Annotated in this window: 14 protein-coding genes and 1 pseudogene; 6 read left to right on the forward strand and 9 right to left on the reverse strand. The window is 67.3% G+C overall.

Features of this window, described 5'->3' with window-relative positions:
* Window positions 1-107: 107 nt before the first annotated feature.
* From JO236_RS06400 to JO236_RS06415, 4 genes are all read right to left on the reverse strand, one after another.
* The gene (locus JO236_RS06400) at window positions 108-1,772 is read right to left on the reverse strand and encodes an FAD-dependent monooxygenase (RefSeq protein WP_293326307.1); all 1,665 of its coding nucleotides are present in this window, start codon (window positions 1,770-1,772) and stop codon (window positions 108-110) included.
* A 146-nt stretch (window positions 1,773-1,918) separates the two neighbouring features.
* On the reverse strand, window positions 1,919-2,530 hold the full coding sequence (locus JO236_RS06405) for a TetR/AcrR family transcriptional regulator (RefSeq protein ID WP_293326310.1): 612 nt from the start codon (window positions 2,528-2,530) through the stop codon (window positions 1,919-1,921).
* Window positions 2,531-2,672: 142 nt separating this feature from the next.
* Window positions 2,673-4,202, reverse strand: a complete 1,530-nt coding sequence (locus JO236_RS06410; protein WP_293326312.1) for a glycerol-3-phosphate dehydrogenase/oxidase — start codon at window positions 4,200-4,202, stop codon at window positions 2,673-2,675.
* Window positions 4,202-4,771, reverse strand: coding sequence for a TetR/AcrR family transcriptional regulator (locus JO236_RS06415; protein ID WP_293326315.1), 570 nt, complete (start codon window positions 4,769-4,771; stop codon window positions 4,202-4,204). Before JO236_RS06415 ends, JO236_RS06410 begins: the two co-directional genes overlap by 1 nt.
* A gap of 59 nt (window positions 4,772-4,830) precedes the next feature.
* On the opposite strand from JO236_RS06415, the gene JO236_RS06420 reads away from it, so the two are divergent.
* Together JO236_RS06420 and JO236_RS06425 are read left to right on the forward strand one after the other, a co-directional pair.
* Window positions 4,831-6,411 (forward strand): FAD-binding oxidoreductase, encoded by a 1,581-nt coding sequence (locus JO236_RS06420; protein WP_416362168.1) that lies wholly within the window; start codon window positions 4,831-4,833, stop codon window positions 6,409-6,411.
* The gene (locus tag JO236_RS06425; RefSeq protein WP_293326320.1) at window positions 6,408-7,325 is read left to right on the forward strand and encodes a diacylglycerol kinase; all 918 of its coding nucleotides are present in this window, start codon (window positions 6,408-6,410) and stop codon (window positions 7,323-7,325) included. Before JO236_RS06420 ends, JO236_RS06425 begins: the two co-directional genes overlap by 4 nt.
* 34 nt (window positions 7,326-7,359) lie before the next feature.
* On the opposite strand, the gene JO236_RS06430 is transcribed toward JO236_RS06425, so the two are convergent.
* From JO236_RS06430 to JO236_RS06440, 3 genes are all read right to left on the reverse strand, one after another.
* Complete coding sequence (locus tag JO236_RS06430; RefSeq protein WP_293326323.1) at window positions 7,360-7,872, reverse strand: DUF3145 domain-containing protein; 513 nt, start codon at window positions 7,870-7,872, stop codon at window positions 7,360-7,362.
* A gap of 147 nt (window positions 7,873-8,019) precedes the next feature.
* Window positions 8,020-8,841 (reverse strand): serine hydrolase domain-containing protein, encoded by an 822-nt coding sequence (locus JO236_RS06435; RefSeq protein ID WP_293326326.1) that lies wholly within the window; start codon window positions 8,839-8,841, stop codon window positions 8,020-8,022.
* Window positions 8,841-9,935, reverse strand: coding sequence for a class I SAM-dependent methyltransferase (locus tag JO236_RS06440; protein ID WP_293326341.1), 1,095 nt, complete (start codon window positions 9,933-9,935; stop codon window positions 8,841-8,843). Before JO236_RS06440 ends, JO236_RS06435 begins: the two co-directional genes overlap by 1 nt.
* A 140-nt stretch (window positions 9,936-10,075) precedes the next feature.
* On the opposite strand from JO236_RS06440, the gene JO236_RS06445 reads away from it, so the two are divergent.
* Window positions 10,076-11,161: an S-(hydroxymethyl)mycothiol dehydrogenase gene (locus tag JO236_RS06445; protein WP_293326328.1), complete on the forward strand. Its 1,086-nt coding sequence runs from the start codon at window positions 10,076-10,078 to the stop codon at window positions 11,159-11,161.
* A complete protein-coding gene (locus JO236_RS06450) occupies window positions 11,161-11,784 on the forward strand; it encodes an MBL fold metallo-hydrolase (RefSeq protein WP_293326331.1) in 624 nt (207 codons plus the stop codon). The genes JO236_RS06445 and JO236_RS06450 overlap by 1 nt, the downstream gene beginning before the upstream one ends.
* Window positions 11,785-11,869: 85 nt before the next feature.
* On the opposite strand, the gene JO236_RS06455 is transcribed toward JO236_RS06450, so the two are convergent.
* On the reverse strand, window positions 11,870-12,592 hold the full coding sequence (locus tag JO236_RS06455) for an SHOCT domain-containing protein (RefSeq protein ID WP_293326334.1): 723 nt from the start codon (window positions 12,590-12,592) through the stop codon (window positions 11,870-11,872).
* Window positions 12,585-14,087 (reverse strand): apolipoprotein N-acyltransferase, encoded by a 1,503-nt coding sequence (lnt, locus tag JO236_RS06460; RefSeq protein WP_293326337.1) that lies wholly within the window; start codon window positions 14,085-14,087, stop codon window positions 12,585-12,587. The genes JO236_RS06455 and lnt overlap by 8 nt, the downstream gene beginning before the upstream one ends.
* An 87-nt stretch (window positions 14,088-14,174) precedes the next feature.
* Here lnt and JO236_RS06465 point away from each other — a divergent pair, with 87 nt between their 5' ends.
* Both JO236_RS06465 and JO236_RS06470 read left to right on the forward strand, forming a co-directional pair.
* Window positions 14,175-15,131 carry an SDR family oxidoreductase gene (locus tag JO236_RS06465; protein ID WP_293326339.1) on the forward strand — a complete coding sequence of 319 codons (957 nt, stop codon included), beginning with the start codon at window positions 14,175-14,177 and terminating at the stop codon, window positions 15,129-15,131.
* A gap of 156 nt (window positions 15,132-15,287) precedes the next feature.
* Window positions 15,288-15,515 (forward strand): annotated as a pseudogene (locus JO236_RS06470) (hypothetical protein); the annotation flags it as partial.

The following is a 15,515-nucleotide window of genomic DNA, read 5'->3' on the forward strand; positions in this document are numbered from 1 at the left end:
CTCGCGGCCCGTGAGTGCGGGCCGGCCAACCTGCGGCCCGGGTTGTCGCGCGTAGCTGGACAAGAGGGATGCCGCCTCTGGAGCTGAGACCCATGTGACAGATGGGATCAGCCGCGGACCTCCGTCAACTCGCCCGCCGTCATGCACGCGTTGGGCCGGCCCAGAATCTGACAAAGCACCCGGTCAAGCTCATCCCGGGGCGATGGCGGCAGACCGCTGGTGCGCCACGCCACGAAATCGTCGGGACGCACCAGCAGGGCTGCGTCGGGTGATAGGCCCGCCAATTCTGCCCAGCGACCTTTAATGTCCTCGATCTCCGAGTCGCCGCCGATCCTGCGCACGGTGATCGGGACACCCAGGTCGGTGGACACTGCGCCGGCTGCGCTCAGCCATTGCGGCCCATCCGAACCGGTGAACAAGGTGAAGCCCGGACCGAGCAAGTCGAGCGTCGAGACCCGCTCCCCGCCGCGGCTCACCCAGGCGTGCGGGACCCGGGTACCGGGTTGTCCGCGCAACTCCTCCACCAGCGACACGGCGTCCGGGTCGGCCGGGACCGGCTCGTCGGTCACCACCGCGGCCGAGCGGTACTGGTAGCCGATAAGCACGGTGAACATGGAGCATTCCTCCTCTGGGGGCAACCTCATGCTGTCGTCTTCCATCCGAAGCATGTCGAGTTGCGGCCCGTTGCACGACTGCCGCGCACTGAACCGCCCGACCGGATGCCGCTCGGTGTGATAGGTGCTCAGCAACTCCGGCCCGGCCCTACCGTTCAGGACGGCCGCCAGCTTCCAGGCCAGGTTGTGCGCACTCTGGATGGCGACGTTGGCTCCGCCGGCTTTAATCGGGGGCATGGTGTGCGCCGAATCGCCGACGAAGAACACTCGCCCGCACTGGAATTGGTCGACGACCTGTTCGTAGGGCTGCCACGGCGCAACTTCGATTATCTCCACGTCGATCGGCTCGCCGACAGCCTTGAGGATCAGCTCACGGCACCGCTGCGGGGTGAATTGCGCGGCGGTCTCGCCCCTGTTCGGGAAGTAGGTGGTGGCGAACATGCCCAGATCATCCCGCGCCACCAAGAACATGCCGTCGACGTCAGGGTTTTTGACTTGCACGCCGTCGCCATCGCCCAGGTGCGGAACGAACCTTCGCCACGGTGCCCGGAAGTAAACGAAAACGACAAAGAGCGGCCACGGGCCGGAGCCGGAGGTGGTCATGCCGAGCATCTTCCGGATCGGACTGTGGACTCCGTCGGCGGCGACGAGATAGTCGGCGCGCACCGTCTCGGACTCGCCGGAGTCCGGGTCACGCACCGACGCCGTGACACCGGCGTCGTCCTGCTCAAACGACGACAGCTCCCACCCGTAACGCACATCACTGCCGCGCCGCCGGGTGTCGGTCAGCAGGATCGGCTCCAGCCTGCTCTGCGGGCAGAACTGCGCGGCCGGTTCGGGGCTCAACTCGACCAGATCGGCGAAGATGGCCCCGACGTCGAGTGCCAGAGCTTCTACTGCGCTGTTCAGCGTCGGCTTGACGACCATGTCCGAGACATGCTCAGCGACCGCGTGGACCTCACCGCCGACACCCAGGCCGCGCAGGATCTCCGAGCTGCGGAAGCTCAGATTGCGGGCTTTCGGGTAGATGAAGACCTCGCGACGCTTCTCCACCAACAGCGATGCAACGCCGTGCTTGGCGAGCAATGCGGAGGTGGCCAGGCCACCGGCGCCCGCGCCGACGATCAGCACCGGAACACGCTTGACGCTCTTGCCCATAACCATCACCCCTTAGCAAACTCATAGACGCCTACCGCCGGGCCCGCAGACCGACGCGGTTCCCGCGACGGATCCTTCACCCATTAACGGAACTAGTCAGTTCCGTTACGTTCGATACTGCCACGGACTAACGCCACACACAACCACTAGGCGTCCGGACTCGCCCCAGCGAGCGGCAGCACGATGTCCTCGAGCACCCGGCGGATGTAGACGCGATCGAGCGGACGTCCGGTCACCACGCGCAGCGCGTTGAGGCCCAGTACGACGTCGGGGACCAGGGTCAGGTCACGACCGGCGGGAAGTTCGCCCCGGGCGACGGCACGGTCGAGCAGCACCCGAAGCGCCTGACGTGGCGGGGACAGCACCAGATCATCCAGTGCGGCGGCGAGGACGGGATTATGCATCGCCGCCGTCGCCACTCCTAGAATCACCTCGATCGTGCTCAGATCGGCTTCATCGAGCTCAGGCACCTGGGCCACCAGCGCCTCGACGTCACCCCGCAGGCTCCCGGTGTTCGGTGGCTGCACCGGTCCGAGTCGTCGTCTCCAGTGCGCGATCGCGTCAGCTACCACCGCCGCCTTGGACGACCAACGCCGATAGATTGCGGCCTTGCCCACGCGGGCGCGCGACGCGATGTCGTCCATGGTCATCCGGTCGTAGCCACGTTGAGCCAGTCCCGCCAGCGTCGCATCGAGGATGGTGGCATCGAGGGAGCGATCAAGGCGGCCCGGTTTTCGCCCCGGTTGCGCGGCTGTCATGACAACGTGTTCCTCCAGGTGTTCCGCCAGTCGAGACACTACCGTTCCGCCCTAGGGTAACGCGGACGGCGATCCTTGCCCACCAATCCACCGAGAACTCTGGCGTCGAGAGCGGACCGAGCAAACTATCGACGGCCGCGTATCACTGCGCGACGAACTCTTGGGCCACCTCGACCACGCGCTCCCGATCGGCCGGCACCAGCCCGATCCGGGTGCGCCGATCGAGGATGTCACCGACATCCAGCGCGCACTCATGGGTCACCGCGTATTCGAACTCCGCCCGAGTCACGTCGATCCCCTCGACGACCGGCTCGGTCGGTCGCTCACAGGTGGCGGTGGCGATGACGTTGGCTGCCTCGGCGCCATAGCGCGCCACCAGCGACGCCGGCAGACCCTGCAACCGAGAGCGCGGTCCCGGATTGGCGGGTGCCCCTATCAACGGCAGATTGCGAGTCCGGCACGGGGCGGCCCGCAGACGCCGCAAGCCGATCGTGTGATCCAGAACATCTTGGGCCATATAGCGGTATTCGGTGAGCTTGCCCCCGATCACGCTGATGACCCCGGACGGCGACTCGACGACGGCGTGGTCGCGCGAGACGTCGGCGGTGCGACCCTCGCCGGTGTCGATCAACGGCCGCAACCCCGCGTAGGCTCCGATGACGTCGGCGGTGGTAAGCGCGGTCCCCAACGCGGTGTTCACCGTGTCCAGCAGGAACGCGATTTCCTCCGAAGAGGGTTCCGGCACATCGGGAATCGGGCCGGGAGCATCCTCATCGGTCAAACCGAGATACACGCGGCCCAGCTGCTCGGGCATGGCGAACACGAATCGGTTCAGCTCACCCGGTATCGGAATGGTAAGCGCCGCAGTCGGATTCCCAAACACGCTCGCGTCGAAGACGAGGTGGGTGCCACGACTGGGCCGCAACTTCAACGACGGCTCGATGTCACCGGCCCACACCCCCGCCGCGTTGATGACGGCTCGCGCCGACGCGTCGAACGACTGTCCGGTGCGCCGATCGGTCAATCGCACCGAGTTGCCCGTCGCCTCGGATGCGGCCACGTAGGTCAGGATGCGGGCGCCATGCTGGGCCGCGGTGCGCGCGACAGCGGTGACCAGCCGGGCGTCGTCGATCAGTTGCCCGTCGTAGGCCAGCAAGCCACCGGCCAGCCCGGAACGCTGCACCGTCGGAGCCATCTGAACGACCCGGCGCGCAGATACCCAACGCGAACGGGGCAACGCCGACGACGGCGTGCCCGCGAGCATCCGCAAGCCGTCGCCGGCCAGAAATCCGGCGCGCACCAACGCGCGCTTGGCGTGGCTCGTCGACGGCAGCAGCGGAACCAGCTGCGGCATCGGCCGCACGAGGTGAGGGGCGTTGCGCGTCATCAGAATTCCGCGTTCGATCGCACTCCGGCGGGCGATCCCCACGTTGCCCGTCGCCAGGTAGCGCAGACCGCCGTGGACCAGCTTCGAACTCCAGCGGCTGGTTCCGAACGCGAGATCGTGCTTTTCCACCAACGCCACGCGCAGGCCTCTCGAGGCCGCGTCCAGGGCGATGCCGACGCCGGTGATCCCACCACCGATGACGATGACGTCGAGCGGTTCACCGTCGGCGAGTGCCGTCAGATCGGCGGTGCGGCGGGCGCCGTTGAGAGCGGTCGAGTCTCTCATCAGGACAGGTATCCGTTCAGGCAGCAGGCGAGTTCGGTGGCCAGTGCGTCGGCGTCAAGGACCGGCTGGACAATTTGGGCGGATTGAATGGTCGACTGGGCGATCAGCAACACCATCGTGGCCATCTGCAGGACATCGCCGGCGCGGACGCTGCCCTGGCGCTGGGCCGCACGCAGCCGGGCGGCAAGAGCGTCGATCAACATCTGCTGGCTGGCGCCAAGACGTTCGGTGATGTAGATCGGCGCCAGCTCGGAATGCATCACCGACATCACCAGTTCGTCGCGTCGCAGCAGATCGGACACCGTAATGATCTGTCGCACAATCGATTCGCGGTCATCCCCAAGTAGCGGCGCCGCACCCATCACGCCGGTGATGCGTTGGGTCAACAGCGCGGCAACGATCGAGCGCGTGTCCGGCCAGCGGCGATAGACCGTCGGACGGCTGACTCCCGCGCGCCGGGCAATCTCGGCGAGTGTCACCCGGTCGACGCCGAAGTCGCGCACGCAGGTGGCAGCCGCCTGGAGGATCCGGCCGCCGGTGTCCAAACCTGCGTTACTCATTGACAGCATGTGTAATACTGTAACTCATGACGCACCCGTCCGGCCAAAAAGAGGACCTTCTCCCGCCGATGAAATGGAATGCGTGGGGAGATCCCGCGGCGGCCAAACCGCTCTCCAACGGCATCCGGGCTTTGCTGAAGCAGGTAGTGGGCCTGCAGGATTCAGACACAGCCGAACTCGACCCCGAGCAGGTGACATTGCGTCCGTCCGCACTGTCGCAGCCGGATCTGGACGCGCTGAGCACGATCGTCGGCGCCGAGTACATCCGTACCGCCGACCGCGACCGGTTGCTGCACGCCGGCGGCAAATCGACTCCAGACATGCTGCGGCGCAAGGATACTGGCATCCAGGACGCCCCCGAAGCGGTCCTGCTGCCCGGGGATGACGACACCGTCGCCGCGATCCTGCGGTATTGCTCCGAACACGGGATTGCCATCGTCCCGTTCGGCGGCGGCACCAACGTCACCGGTGGACTCGACCCCACCCGCGGCCAGTTCGACTCCGTGATCTCGCTGGATTTGCGGCGCTTCGATCAGCTGCTCTCCCTCGATGAGGTGTCCGGCATCGCCGAGTTGGGCGCCGGCGTCACCGGCCCGGACGCCGAACGCCTGCTCGGCGAGCGCGGCTTCTCGCTCGGGCACTTCCCGCAGAGCTTCGAATACGCCACCATCGGAGGCTTCGCGGCGACCCGTTCGTCGGGCCAGGATTCCGCCGGCTATGGCCGCTTCAACGACATGATCCTCGGGCTCCGCATGATCACCCCGGTCGGCGTTCTGGACCTCGGCCGGGTCGCGGCATCGGCGGCGGGCCCGGACCTGCGCCAGTTGGCGATCGGCTCGGAAGGCACCTTCGGCGTCATCACCAAGGTGCGGTTGCGGGTGCACCGCGCGCCCGAGACCACCCGCTATGAGGCATGGTCTTTCCCCGACTTCGAGACGGGGACCGCGGCCCTTCGTGCCGTCACCCAAACCGGCACCGGCCCCACCGTCGTGCGGCTTTCCGACGAGGCCGAAACCGGAGTCAATCTCGCCACCACCGAGTCGATCGGGGAAAACCAGGTCACCGGAGGTTGCCTGGGGCTGACGCTCTTCGAGGGCACGAAAGAACACACCGAGAGCAGGCACGCCGAGACGCGCGCGCTGCTGGAAACCCTTGGCGGCAAATCCCTGGGCGAAGGCCCGGCGCGAGCGTGGGAGCGTGGTCGCTTTGCGGCACCGTACCTGCGCGACTCTCTGCTGGCCGCGGGCGCGCTGTGCGAAACGCTGGAGACCGCCACCGACTGGTCCAACATTCCCGCGCTCAAGGCCGCCGTCACCGAGGCGCTCAACGCGTCGTTGTCCGAGTCCGGCACGCCGGCGCTGGTGATGTGCCACGTGTCGCACGTCTACCCGACCGGCGCGTCGTTGTACTTCACCGTCGTCGCCGGGCAGCGGGGGAATCCGATCGAGCAGTGGATGGCCGCCAAGAAGGCCGCGTCGGACGCCATCATCGCCACCGGCGGAACCATCACCCACCACCATGCGGTCGGCGCCGACCACCGCCCGTGGATGCGCGACGAGGTGGGCGAGCTCGGGGTGCAGCTGTTGCGCGCGGTCAAGGCGGCGCTGGATCCGGCCGGAATTCTCAATCCCGGCAAGCTGATTCCGTGACCCTCGACCGGCGCGACATCGGCAAGGTGATCGCGCTGACCAATCCCCTCTCGGGGCACGGGGCCGCGCTGGAGGCGGCGCGCCGCGCGATCGCCCGGCTGCACCAGCGCGGCGTGGAAGTCGTCGAGATTATTGGCGACGACGCCGAAGACGCCCGTTATCTCGTCAGCGCGGCGCTTGAGAAGGGCACCGACGCGGTGCTGGTCACCGGCGGTGACGGGGTGATCTCCAACGCGCTGCAGGTGCTGGCGGGCACCGACGTCCCGCTGGGCATCATCCCGGCCGGCACCGGAAACGATCACGCCCGCGAATTCGGCATCCCCACAAGGGATCCCGAGGCTGCGGCGGACATCGTCATCGACGGCTGGACGGAAACCATTGACCTGGGCCGCATCAGCGACGGCAACGATTTCGAAAAGTGGTTCGGCACCGTGGCCGCAACCGGATTCGACTCCCTGGTCACCGATCGCGCCAACCGGATGCGCTGGCCGCACGGGCGCTTGCGGTATTACCTCGCGATGTTCGCCGAACTCTCCCAGCTGCGGCTGTTGCCGTTTCGGTTGGTGCTCGACGACACCGAGGAGATCGAGGCCGGCATGACGCTGGTCGCCTTCGGCAATACCCGCAGCTACGGCGGCGGAGTGCTGATCTGCCCCGACGCCGATCACACCGACGGCCTGCTCGACCTCACCATGGTCAACGAGGCGTCCAGGACAAAGCTGCTTCGCCTGTTCCCCACCGCGCTCAAGGGCACCCATATCGAACTCGACGAGGTGAGCACGGCCCGCGCCAAGACCATTCGGGTCGAATGCCCCGGGATCAACGTCTACGCCGACGGCGACTTCGCGTGCCCGCTGCCGGCCGAGATCTCCGCGGTGCCCGCCGCGTTGCGAATTCTGCGGCCGGGCCTATAGGGCGCGCGCCCGCCGCTCGCGTTCGGACAGTCGGTCAGCCGACGCCGCGACTGAGCCAGGTGACCTCGCCGGCGTCGCCGCCGTCGCGATACGCCTCCAGCGCGTCGTCCCACGCGGTTCCCAGCACCGAGTCCAATTCCACGGCCAGCGTGTCGGCGCCCTGCGCCATCATCGCCCGCAGCCGCATCTCCCCGACCATGATGTCGCCGTTGGCGCTCATCGCCCCGCTCCACAGTCCCAGTTGTGGGGTGTGGCTGAACCGCTGGCCGTCCACGCCCGGGCTCGGGTCCTCGGTGACCTCGAACCGCAGCACCGACCACGAGCGCAGCGCGTTGGCCAGCCGGGCACCGGTGCCGACCGGTCCGACCCAGTTGGTGACCGCGCGCAGCTGTCCGGGCATCGCCGGCTGGGGTGTCCACACCAGGTTCGCCTTGGCCTGCAAGGTCGACGACAAGGCCCATTCGACATGCGGGCACACCGCCGCGGGCGAGGCGTGGACATAAACCACGCCCGCCGTGCCGTCGGCGAATTGATTCGACGCATGCATCTGCTGCTCCTTCGTTTCCGCGAGGGACGTCTTCCCCAACGACCTGGCGAACCCGATTGGCAGGATGCGTGCTGATATTGCAGTTGTTTGTGAGTCGTGCGTGTCTATTGTGCCTCGTGATACCCGTGTTGCGCTAGTCTGCGTTTTTCACGGGCATTGCTCGGCTATCACCGCGTCGGAAATCGCGGGCCACAAATCCATGGCCCACTCCCCGAAATCGCGGTCTGTGAGAACCACCAGCGCCACCTCGACCTCGGGATCGGCCCAGATAAACCCGCCCGCTTGGCCGAAATGGCCGTAGGTTCGCGCCGAGTTCCGAGCGCCCGTCCAATGCGGTGATTTCGAATCCCTGATCTCGAAACCCAGGCCCCAGTCGTTGGGCCGCTGCACACCATATCCGGGCAGAACGCCGTCCAAGCCGGGAAATTGCACGGTCGTAGCGTCGGCCTGCATCTGCGCCGAGACCGTCGACGGACGCAGCAGGTCACCGGCGAAAGACGCGAGATCCGCGATCGTGGACGTCACTCCGAACCCGGCGGCCTCAGCGCCGCCGTCCAGGTGTGTTGCGGTCATGTCCAGCGGCTGGCAGACCGCTTCGGTCAGGTAGCGGTCGAATGCGATGCCCGACTCCCGCTGCACGGTCTCGGCCAGCACGGTGAAGCCGTAGTTCGAGTACATCCGGCGGCTGCCCGGCTTGGCCAGGACCTGATTGGCATGCATCGCCAGGCCCGACGTGTGCGCGAGCAGGTGACGAACCGTGGACCCGGGCGGGCCGGCCGCAGTATCGAGGTCGACGACGCCTTCCTCGATCGCGATCTGCGCGGCGCGGGCGACCACCGGCTTGGTCACCGAGGCCAGCGCGAAGGCTCGCGCAGTGTCGCCGTGGGCGGCCAGCACGCCGTTGGGCCCGATCACCGCAGCGGCAACGGCCGAGACCGGCCAGTCGTTCAGGACGTCCAGAGCTGCCATCAGGTCGGGCGGGTCGGCTTGCCGGCCGATTCCCTGGCCGGTTTCCAGGCGATGTAGTAGCTGTTGATCGGATCCGACTCGACCTCGGCTACCCGCACATCGTCAAACCCGGCTTCGCTGAGCATCGAGGTGGCCAACTGGGTGCCCCACATCGCCCCCAGCCCGGCCCCATCGAGAGCCAGCGACACGGTCATGCAGTGCATCAGCGAGGTCGCGTAGAGGTAGGTGCTCATCGGAACGCCGATGTTTTCCTCGAGGCGGCTCGACGCCTTGACGTCGGCCATCAAGAAGACACCGCCTGGGCGCAGCGCTCGATGGATGTTCTCCAGCACGCGCGCCGGCTGGGCCTGGTCGTGGATCGCGTCGAAGACGGTGATCACGTCGTAGGTTTCGGCCTTGTCCAACTGGGCCAGGTTCTGGCTCTCGAAGGTCGCATTGGTCAGGCCGAGGCGGCCCGCTTCCCGGCGGCCGGCCGCGATGGCGTCGTCAGAGAAGTCGATGCCGGTGAACCGGCTGGCCGGAAACGCCTGCGCCATCACGTTGACGGCGTGACCGCTGCCGCAACCGAAATCCGCCACGTCGGCTCCCGACCGCAAGCGCTCGGGGAGGCCGTCGACCAACGGCAACACGACGTCGACGAGAGCGGCGTCGAAGCCCGCGCCGCTCTCCTCGGCCATCAGCGCGTGGAAGCGCGGAAATTCGCTGTAGGGCAGGCCACCACCCGCGCGGAAGCAGCCGATGATTTTCTGTTCGACCTCGCCTAGCAGGGGCAGGAATTGGGCCACCACGGCGAGATTGTTCGGTCCGGCCGCGCGCGTCAGCACCGCCGCGCGGTGGGCTGGCAGCGAGTAAGTGCCTTCCTTGGACTCTTGCTTGAACTCTTCCTTGGACTCTTCCTTGGACTCGTAGTCAACGATGTGTCCGGTCGTCATGCCGCCCAGCCACTCTCGGACATAGCGCTCGTTCAGGCCCGCGGCTTGGGCGATCTGGGCGCTGGTGGCGGGCGGCAAACCGGCCATCGTGTCCAGTAGCCCGGTCTGATGTCCAACGCTGATGAGCAGCGCCACGCTGGCGGCGTCGAGGGTTGCAACCATCCGTTGACTGAATTCTTCGGTGGTTTCCCGTGCCGCCACAGACAGCGACGCTACACCGGATCCGGACGCGGCCTTCGCCGCAACTTGTGGGTGGACGGGTGGCTTCGGGGTGTATGGCGACGGCCAGTAGGTTGGACGCCATGAGTCAAACAGTGCGCGGTGTGATTTCGCGGAAAAAGGGTGCGCCCGTTGAATTGGTGGACATCGTCGTCCCCGATCCAGGTCCCGGCGAGGCGGTGGTTGACATCACGGCATGCGGCGTCTGCCACACGGACCTGACCTATCGCGAGGGCGGCATCAACGACGAATACCCGTTCCTGCTCGGCCACGAGGCCGCGGGCACCGTCGAAGCTGTCGGGCCGGGAGTGACGGCGATCGAGCCGGGCGACTTCGTGATCCTGAACTGGCGCGCGGTGTGCGGGCAGTGCCGGGCGTGCAAACGCGGCCGGCCCAGCCTTTGTTTCGATACCTTCAACGCCGAACAAAAGATGACGCTGACCGACGGGACCGAACTCACCCCGGCGCTGGGCATCGGGGCTTTCGCGGACAAGACCCTGGTGGCCGCCGGTCAATGCACCAAGGTCAACCCCGAGGCCGACCCGGCGGTCGCCGGACTGCTGGGCTGCGGTGTGATGGCCGGGCTGGGCGCCGCGATCAACACCGGTGGCGTCAGCCGCGACGACACTGTCGCGGTGATCGGGTGCGGCGGGGTCGGCGATGCGGCCGTTGCCGGAGCCGCCCTCGTCGGCGCCAAGCGGATCATCGCGGTGGACACCGACAACACGAAACTGGACTGGGCCCGCAAATTCGGTGCCACACACACCGTCAACGCTCGCGAACTCGACGTCGTCAAGACCATCCAAGACCTCACCGACGGGTTCGGCGTCGACGTGGTGATCGATGCGGTCGGCCGGCCCGAAACCTGGAAGCAGGCCTTCTACGCCCGCGACCTTGCCGGGACCGTCGTGCTGGTCGGTGTGCCCACCCCCGACATGCGCCTGGACATGCCGCTGGTGGACTTCTTTTCCCACGGTGGTGCGCTGAAGTCGTCGTGGTATGGCGACTGCCTGCCCGAACGCGACTTCCCCACCCTGATCGACCTTTACCTGCAGGGCCGCCTTCCGCTGGACAAATTCGTCTCCGAACGCATCGGGCTGGGCGACATCGAGGACGCGTTCCACAAGATGCACGGCGGCAAGGTGCTGCGCTCGGTGGTGGTGTTGTAATGCCTGAAATTGAGCGGGTAATCACCCACGGCACGTTCGAACTCGACGGCGGCAGTTGGGAAGTCGACAACAACATCTGGCTGGTCGGCGATGACTCCGACGTGGTGGTGTTCGACGCCGCCCACTCCGCGGCACCCATCCTCGAGGCCGTCAAGGGCCGCAACGTGGTTGCCGTGGTCTGCACGCACGGCCACAACGATCACGTGACGGTGGCACCCGAGCTGGGTAAGGCGCTCGACGCGCCCGTGTTACTGCACCCCGCTGACGACGTGCTGTGGCGGATGACTCACCCGGACAACGACTTTCGTGCCGTCTCCGACGGTGACACGGTGACCGTCGCGGGCACCCAACTGCGGGCGCTGCACACCCCGGGCCACTCCCCTGGATCCGTGTGCTGGTACGCGCCCGAGCTCGGTGTCGTGTTCAGCGGCGACACCTTATTCTCCGGCGGGCCGGGCGCGACGGGGCGCTCGTACTCGGACTTCCCCACGATCCTGCAGTCGATCTCGGAGCGGCTCGGCAAACTGGCGGGCGACACCGTCGTGCATACCGGCCACGGGGACAGCACCACCGTCGGCGACGAGATCGTCCATTACGAGGAATGGGTGGCCCGGGGGCACTGAGCTTTCGGCTCGTCAGCGTGCGCAAAATGCCAGCCACAACGGCGTGTCACTGCACAGACACGCACGGTCGCGAGCCCCGGGGGAACTAGAGTTCGTCGAGGATCCGGCGTTTCTCGGTCTCGTACTCCGCTTCGGTCAAGGCCCCGGAATCTCGCAGCGCCGCAAGCGTTTTGAGCCGCTCCAGCCTGACCCCCTCGCCGCTGGGTTCGTAAGCCTGAGCGGGCGGCACGTAGGACGGCTGCACGTAGGGGCTCGCCGCAGCTAGCGTCCTGCGCCGTGCGCGGCCCACCCACCTGCCCGCCAGGATCGACCCGATCAGGCCCGCCACAAACGTGCCGACGAATACCCACACCAGGAAACCCAACGAGCTCGAATGGCCGAATGCGAGGCGCGGGTTGATGTATCCGTTCACCTGACCGTCTGTCGTGATGTTGTAGGTGCCCTCGACTGGAACCTGAACCACCCACACCCGCACATGCGCATCGTTGTTGACCGTCGTTGTGCTGCCGTAACTTTCGGTCACCGTCGGCTGCGGCACCCCGTCGGGCGGAGCGATCGTGATCCCGAGCGGGGGTACGGGCAGGCCGCCGTTTCCACCGCCGATCACCACGGTGTGCAGGCTGGCGTTGACCTGACCGGCGGGCAGGTGCACGCTGGCCGACCCCGGGATCGGCACCTCGCCGTAGGCGTTGTAGTCGTCCAGGAAGAACGCGTTGAGCACCAAGGTGACGATGAAGCCGATGACCGAGACGATGATCACCAGGATGGCGGTGGACAGCGACAGCTTTGCAAGCCGGCGGCTACTCATCCACGCAGTCTGTCACGCGGGCGAGTCGACCGCTCACCAGCATCGCAAGCCCGCCACACACGATGACCAGGGACATCGCCGGCACCCAATCCCCGAGCCGTTGGTAGGGCGTGGTAGTCGTGGCCAGCGGGACGCTGACCACGGCGACACCCCGGTAGTCCGCCGGGCACCAGGCCAGCCGGCGGCCGCGGGCGTCGAAGACCGAACTGTCGCCGGACAACCCGACGTGCACCGCCGGGCGTCCCACCTCGACGGCGTGCACCGCGGGCTGGGCGGCCAACTGCGGCTGCGCCCAGCTGCCCTGGAAAGACGAGGTCGAACTCTGATAGACCAGCAGCCTGGCACCGAGTTGGGCCTCGCGGCGGGCGAGGTCGGAGAAGGTGGTCTCGTAGCTGATCAGCGGCCCGATGGGCAGCGCCCCGGCCCACAGCAGCGCCGGCCCGGTCCCCCGCTGCCGGTCCTCGGCGGCGACCTTGGTGTAGCGGGTGGTCCACCCGAATAGTGGCCGCAGGGGCACGTATTCGCCGAACGGGACGAGGCGGGTCTTACGGTAGCTGCCCACTATCCCGTCCGGGCCGATCAGCGCCGCGGATTTGGAGATTTCCCCGGTGGGTGCGGGCGCGTCGACGTTGACCAGCAGATCAGCGCCCACCCGCCGCGACAGCTGCGCCAAGCGGGCCAGCGCCTCCGGCTGGCTGGCGAGGTCTTGTCCCACGCTGCTCTCGCCCCAGACGACCAAGTCCGGTCGTTGGTCGGCGAGCGTCGCGGTCAGCGCCTCACCGGCCGCCTGCCGGGCTTTCGAATCGGCGATATTGCCTGGCTGCACCAGCGCCACGCGTAGCGTCGGCGCCGAGGCGGGCGCGGGCCCCAGCAGGTACCACGCCGGGCCGACGCCCGCGCACGCGACCGCGCAGCCCACCGCCACCAGCCTGCCGGACACGTCGCGGTGCACGATCGCGGCGACGATGGCCGTATTCGCCTCGACAACAAGGAAACTCGTCAACCAAACGCCACCCAGCGACGCCGACGCCAGGGTGACGGGCTGGTTGGATTGCGACGCACCCAGCGACGCCCACGGACCCCCCAAGGCCGGCCATGACCGGACCGCTTCGGCCAGCACCCATGCCGCGGGCAACACCATCAACGCGGCCACCGTGCGCGCGGGGGTGACCGGTGTCGACAACAGCCGATGCGCGAACCACCCCCAGGGCAGCCACAGCGCGCCCAATCCGATGGCCAACAGCGCTAACATCGGACCGATGCTGAGGGCCAGCCAGTACTGCGTAGCCAGCACGAATCCGCCCACACCGCACCAGGCCCGGACCGCGGCGCCCCGGGGCGTCGGCGCGGCCCGCACCACCAACAGCAGCGGCACCAAGCCGAACCAGGCCAGCCACCACCACGATGGGGCCGGAAACGCAGCGGCCGGTAACGTGCCGACCAGCAACGCCGCCACCGGACCGGGAATGCACCTGGCTCCTGAGTACAGGGCCATGCCGACCAGGATGCCGCGCGAATTCGCGGACGGCGAGCTGCGCAGGACACACGCAATCTCGGCGCAGCCGGGGAAGGAGTGATTCGGATGGCCAACGACCTCGTCGCCGCGGTGCCAGATCTGTCGGGAAAGCTGGCGGTCGTCACCGGCGCCAACAGCGGGCTGGGGTTCGGGCTGGCCCGTCGGCTCGCGGCCGGTGGCGCCGACGTCGTGATGGCCATCCGCAATCGCGGCAAGGGTGAGGCCGCGATCGAGCAGATCCGGACGACGGTCCCCGACGCGAAGCTGACCATCAAGGCCCTCGACCTATCGTCGCTGGCCTCCGTCGCTGCGTTGGGCGAACAACTCAACGCCGAGGGCCGCGCGATCGACATCCTGATCAACAACGCCGGCGTGATGACGCCGCCCAAGCGTGACGCCACGGCCGATGGCTTCGAATTGCAGTTCGGCAGCAACCATCTCGGGCATTTCGCACTGACCGCGCATGTGCTGCCGCTGTTGCGGGCCGCCAACGGCGCTCGGGTCGTCTCGCTTAGCAGCTTGGCGGCCCGTCAAAGCGGCCGCATCCACTTCGATGACCCACAGTTCGAGAAGTCGTATGCGCCGATGGCCGCCTACGGTCAGTCGAAGCTGGCAGTCCTGATGTTCGCCCTGGAGTTGGACCGGCGTAGCCGTGCGGCCAACTGGGGCATCGTCTCCAACGCCGCACATCCCGGGCTGACCAAGACGAACCTGCAGATCAGCGGGCCGTCCCATGGCCGCGAAAAACCGGCGCTGATGGCGCGGTTCTACCAGTTGTCCTGGCGTTTCACCCCTTTTCTGTGGCAGGAGATCGACGAGGGAATCCTGCCCGCGCTGTACGCCGCCACCGCCCCGCACGCCGACGGCGGCGCCTACTACGGACCGCGCGGCTTTTACGAGGCCGCCGGCGGTGGTGTGACGGAGGCCAAAGTGCCGGCCCCCGCCCGCAACGAAGCGGACTGCCAGCGCCTGTGGGAGCTCTCCGAGCAGCTCACCGGCGTCAGTTTCCCGAAGCCGAACTGACATACCGCGCGAGGCTCGGCACCCGAGCGAGGCGGATCCCGCTGGCCTCGCTGGCCAAACGCTGATCGCGATAACGCGAGTTTCGACACAGCGCCACATTGGGTAACCCCGCGAAAGATCGACGCAAGATTTGCAACTCCAGTAAGGGGCAAGAGCATGGGCGAGCAGGACAACGACCGGGACAACGAACCGGCCGACGACGCTGGCGCCGAAGACAGGCAAGAGGAAAAGCAACCGGCCGATAAAGGCGACGGCGAAAGCGATCGTCCGCTCACCGAAAAGCCAGAACCCGACGAGGACGATAAAAAAGAGGCCGCCAAGATGATGACGGCCTATGAAGATCGGCCCACGCTGGTGATGCCCGGTTCGGGCAAGACGATCACG

The sequence above is a fragment of the Mycobacterium sp. genome, assembly GCF_019247635.1.
Taxonomy (GTDB): Bacteria; Actinomycetota; Actinomycetes; order Mycobacteriales; family Mycobacteriaceae; genus Mycobacterium.

Excerpts from the sequence above, each read along its gene's own strand:
- JO236_RS06430 (WP_293326323.1), bottom strand. The coding sequence starts at position 7,872 with ATGCATGCGTCGAATCAATTCGCCGACGGCACGGCGGGCGTGGTTTAT.
- JO236_RS06440 (WP_293326341.1), bottom strand. The coding sequence starts at position 9,935 with ATGGTTGCAACCCTCGACGCCGCCAGCGTGGCGCTGCTCATCAGCGTT.
- JO236_RS06420 (WP_416362168.1), top strand. The coding sequence starts at position 4,831 with ATGAAATGGAATGCGTGGGGAGATCCCGCGGCGGCCAAACCGCTCTCC.
- JO236_RS06435 (WP_293326326.1), bottom strand. The coding sequence starts at position 8,841 with ATGGCAGCTCTGGACGTCCTGAACGACTGGCCGGTCTCGGCCGTTGCC.
- JO236_RS06450 (WP_293326331.1), top strand. The coding sequence starts at position 11,161 with ATGCCTGAAATTGAGCGGGTAATCACCCACGGCACGTTCGAACTCGAC.
- JO236_RS06445 (WP_293326328.1), top strand. The coding sequence starts at position 10,076 with ATGAGTCAAACAGTGCGCGGTGTGATTTCGCGGAAAAAGGGTGCGCCC.
- JO236_RS06415 (WP_293326315.1), bottom strand. The coding sequence starts at position 4,771 with ATGCTGTCAATGAGTAACGCAGGTTTGGACACCGGCGGCCGGATCCTC.
- JO236_RS06400 (WP_293326307.1), bottom strand. The coding sequence starts at position 1,772 with ATGGGCAAGAGCGTCAAGCGTGTTCCGGTGCTGATCGTCGGCGCGGGC.
- lnt (WP_293326337.1), bottom strand. The coding sequence starts at position 14,087 with ATGGCCCTGTACTCAGGAGCCAGGTGCATTCCCGGTCCGGTGGCGGCG.
- JO236_RS06455 (WP_293326334.1), bottom strand. The coding sequence starts at position 12,592 with ATGAGTAGCCGCCGGCTTGCAAAGCTGTCGCTGTCCACCGCCATCCTG.
- JO236_RS06465 (WP_293326339.1), top strand. The coding sequence starts at position 14,175 with ATGGCCAACGACCTCGTCGCCGCGGTGCCAGATCTGTCGGGAAAGCTG.
- JO236_RS06405 (WP_293326310.1), bottom strand. The coding sequence starts at position 2,530 with ATGACAGCCGCGCAACCGGGGCGAAAACCGGGCCGCCTTGATCGCTCC.
- JO236_RS06410 (WP_293326312.1), bottom strand. The coding sequence starts at position 4,202 with ATGAGAGACTCGACCGCTCTCAACGGCGCCCGCCGCACCGCCGATCTG.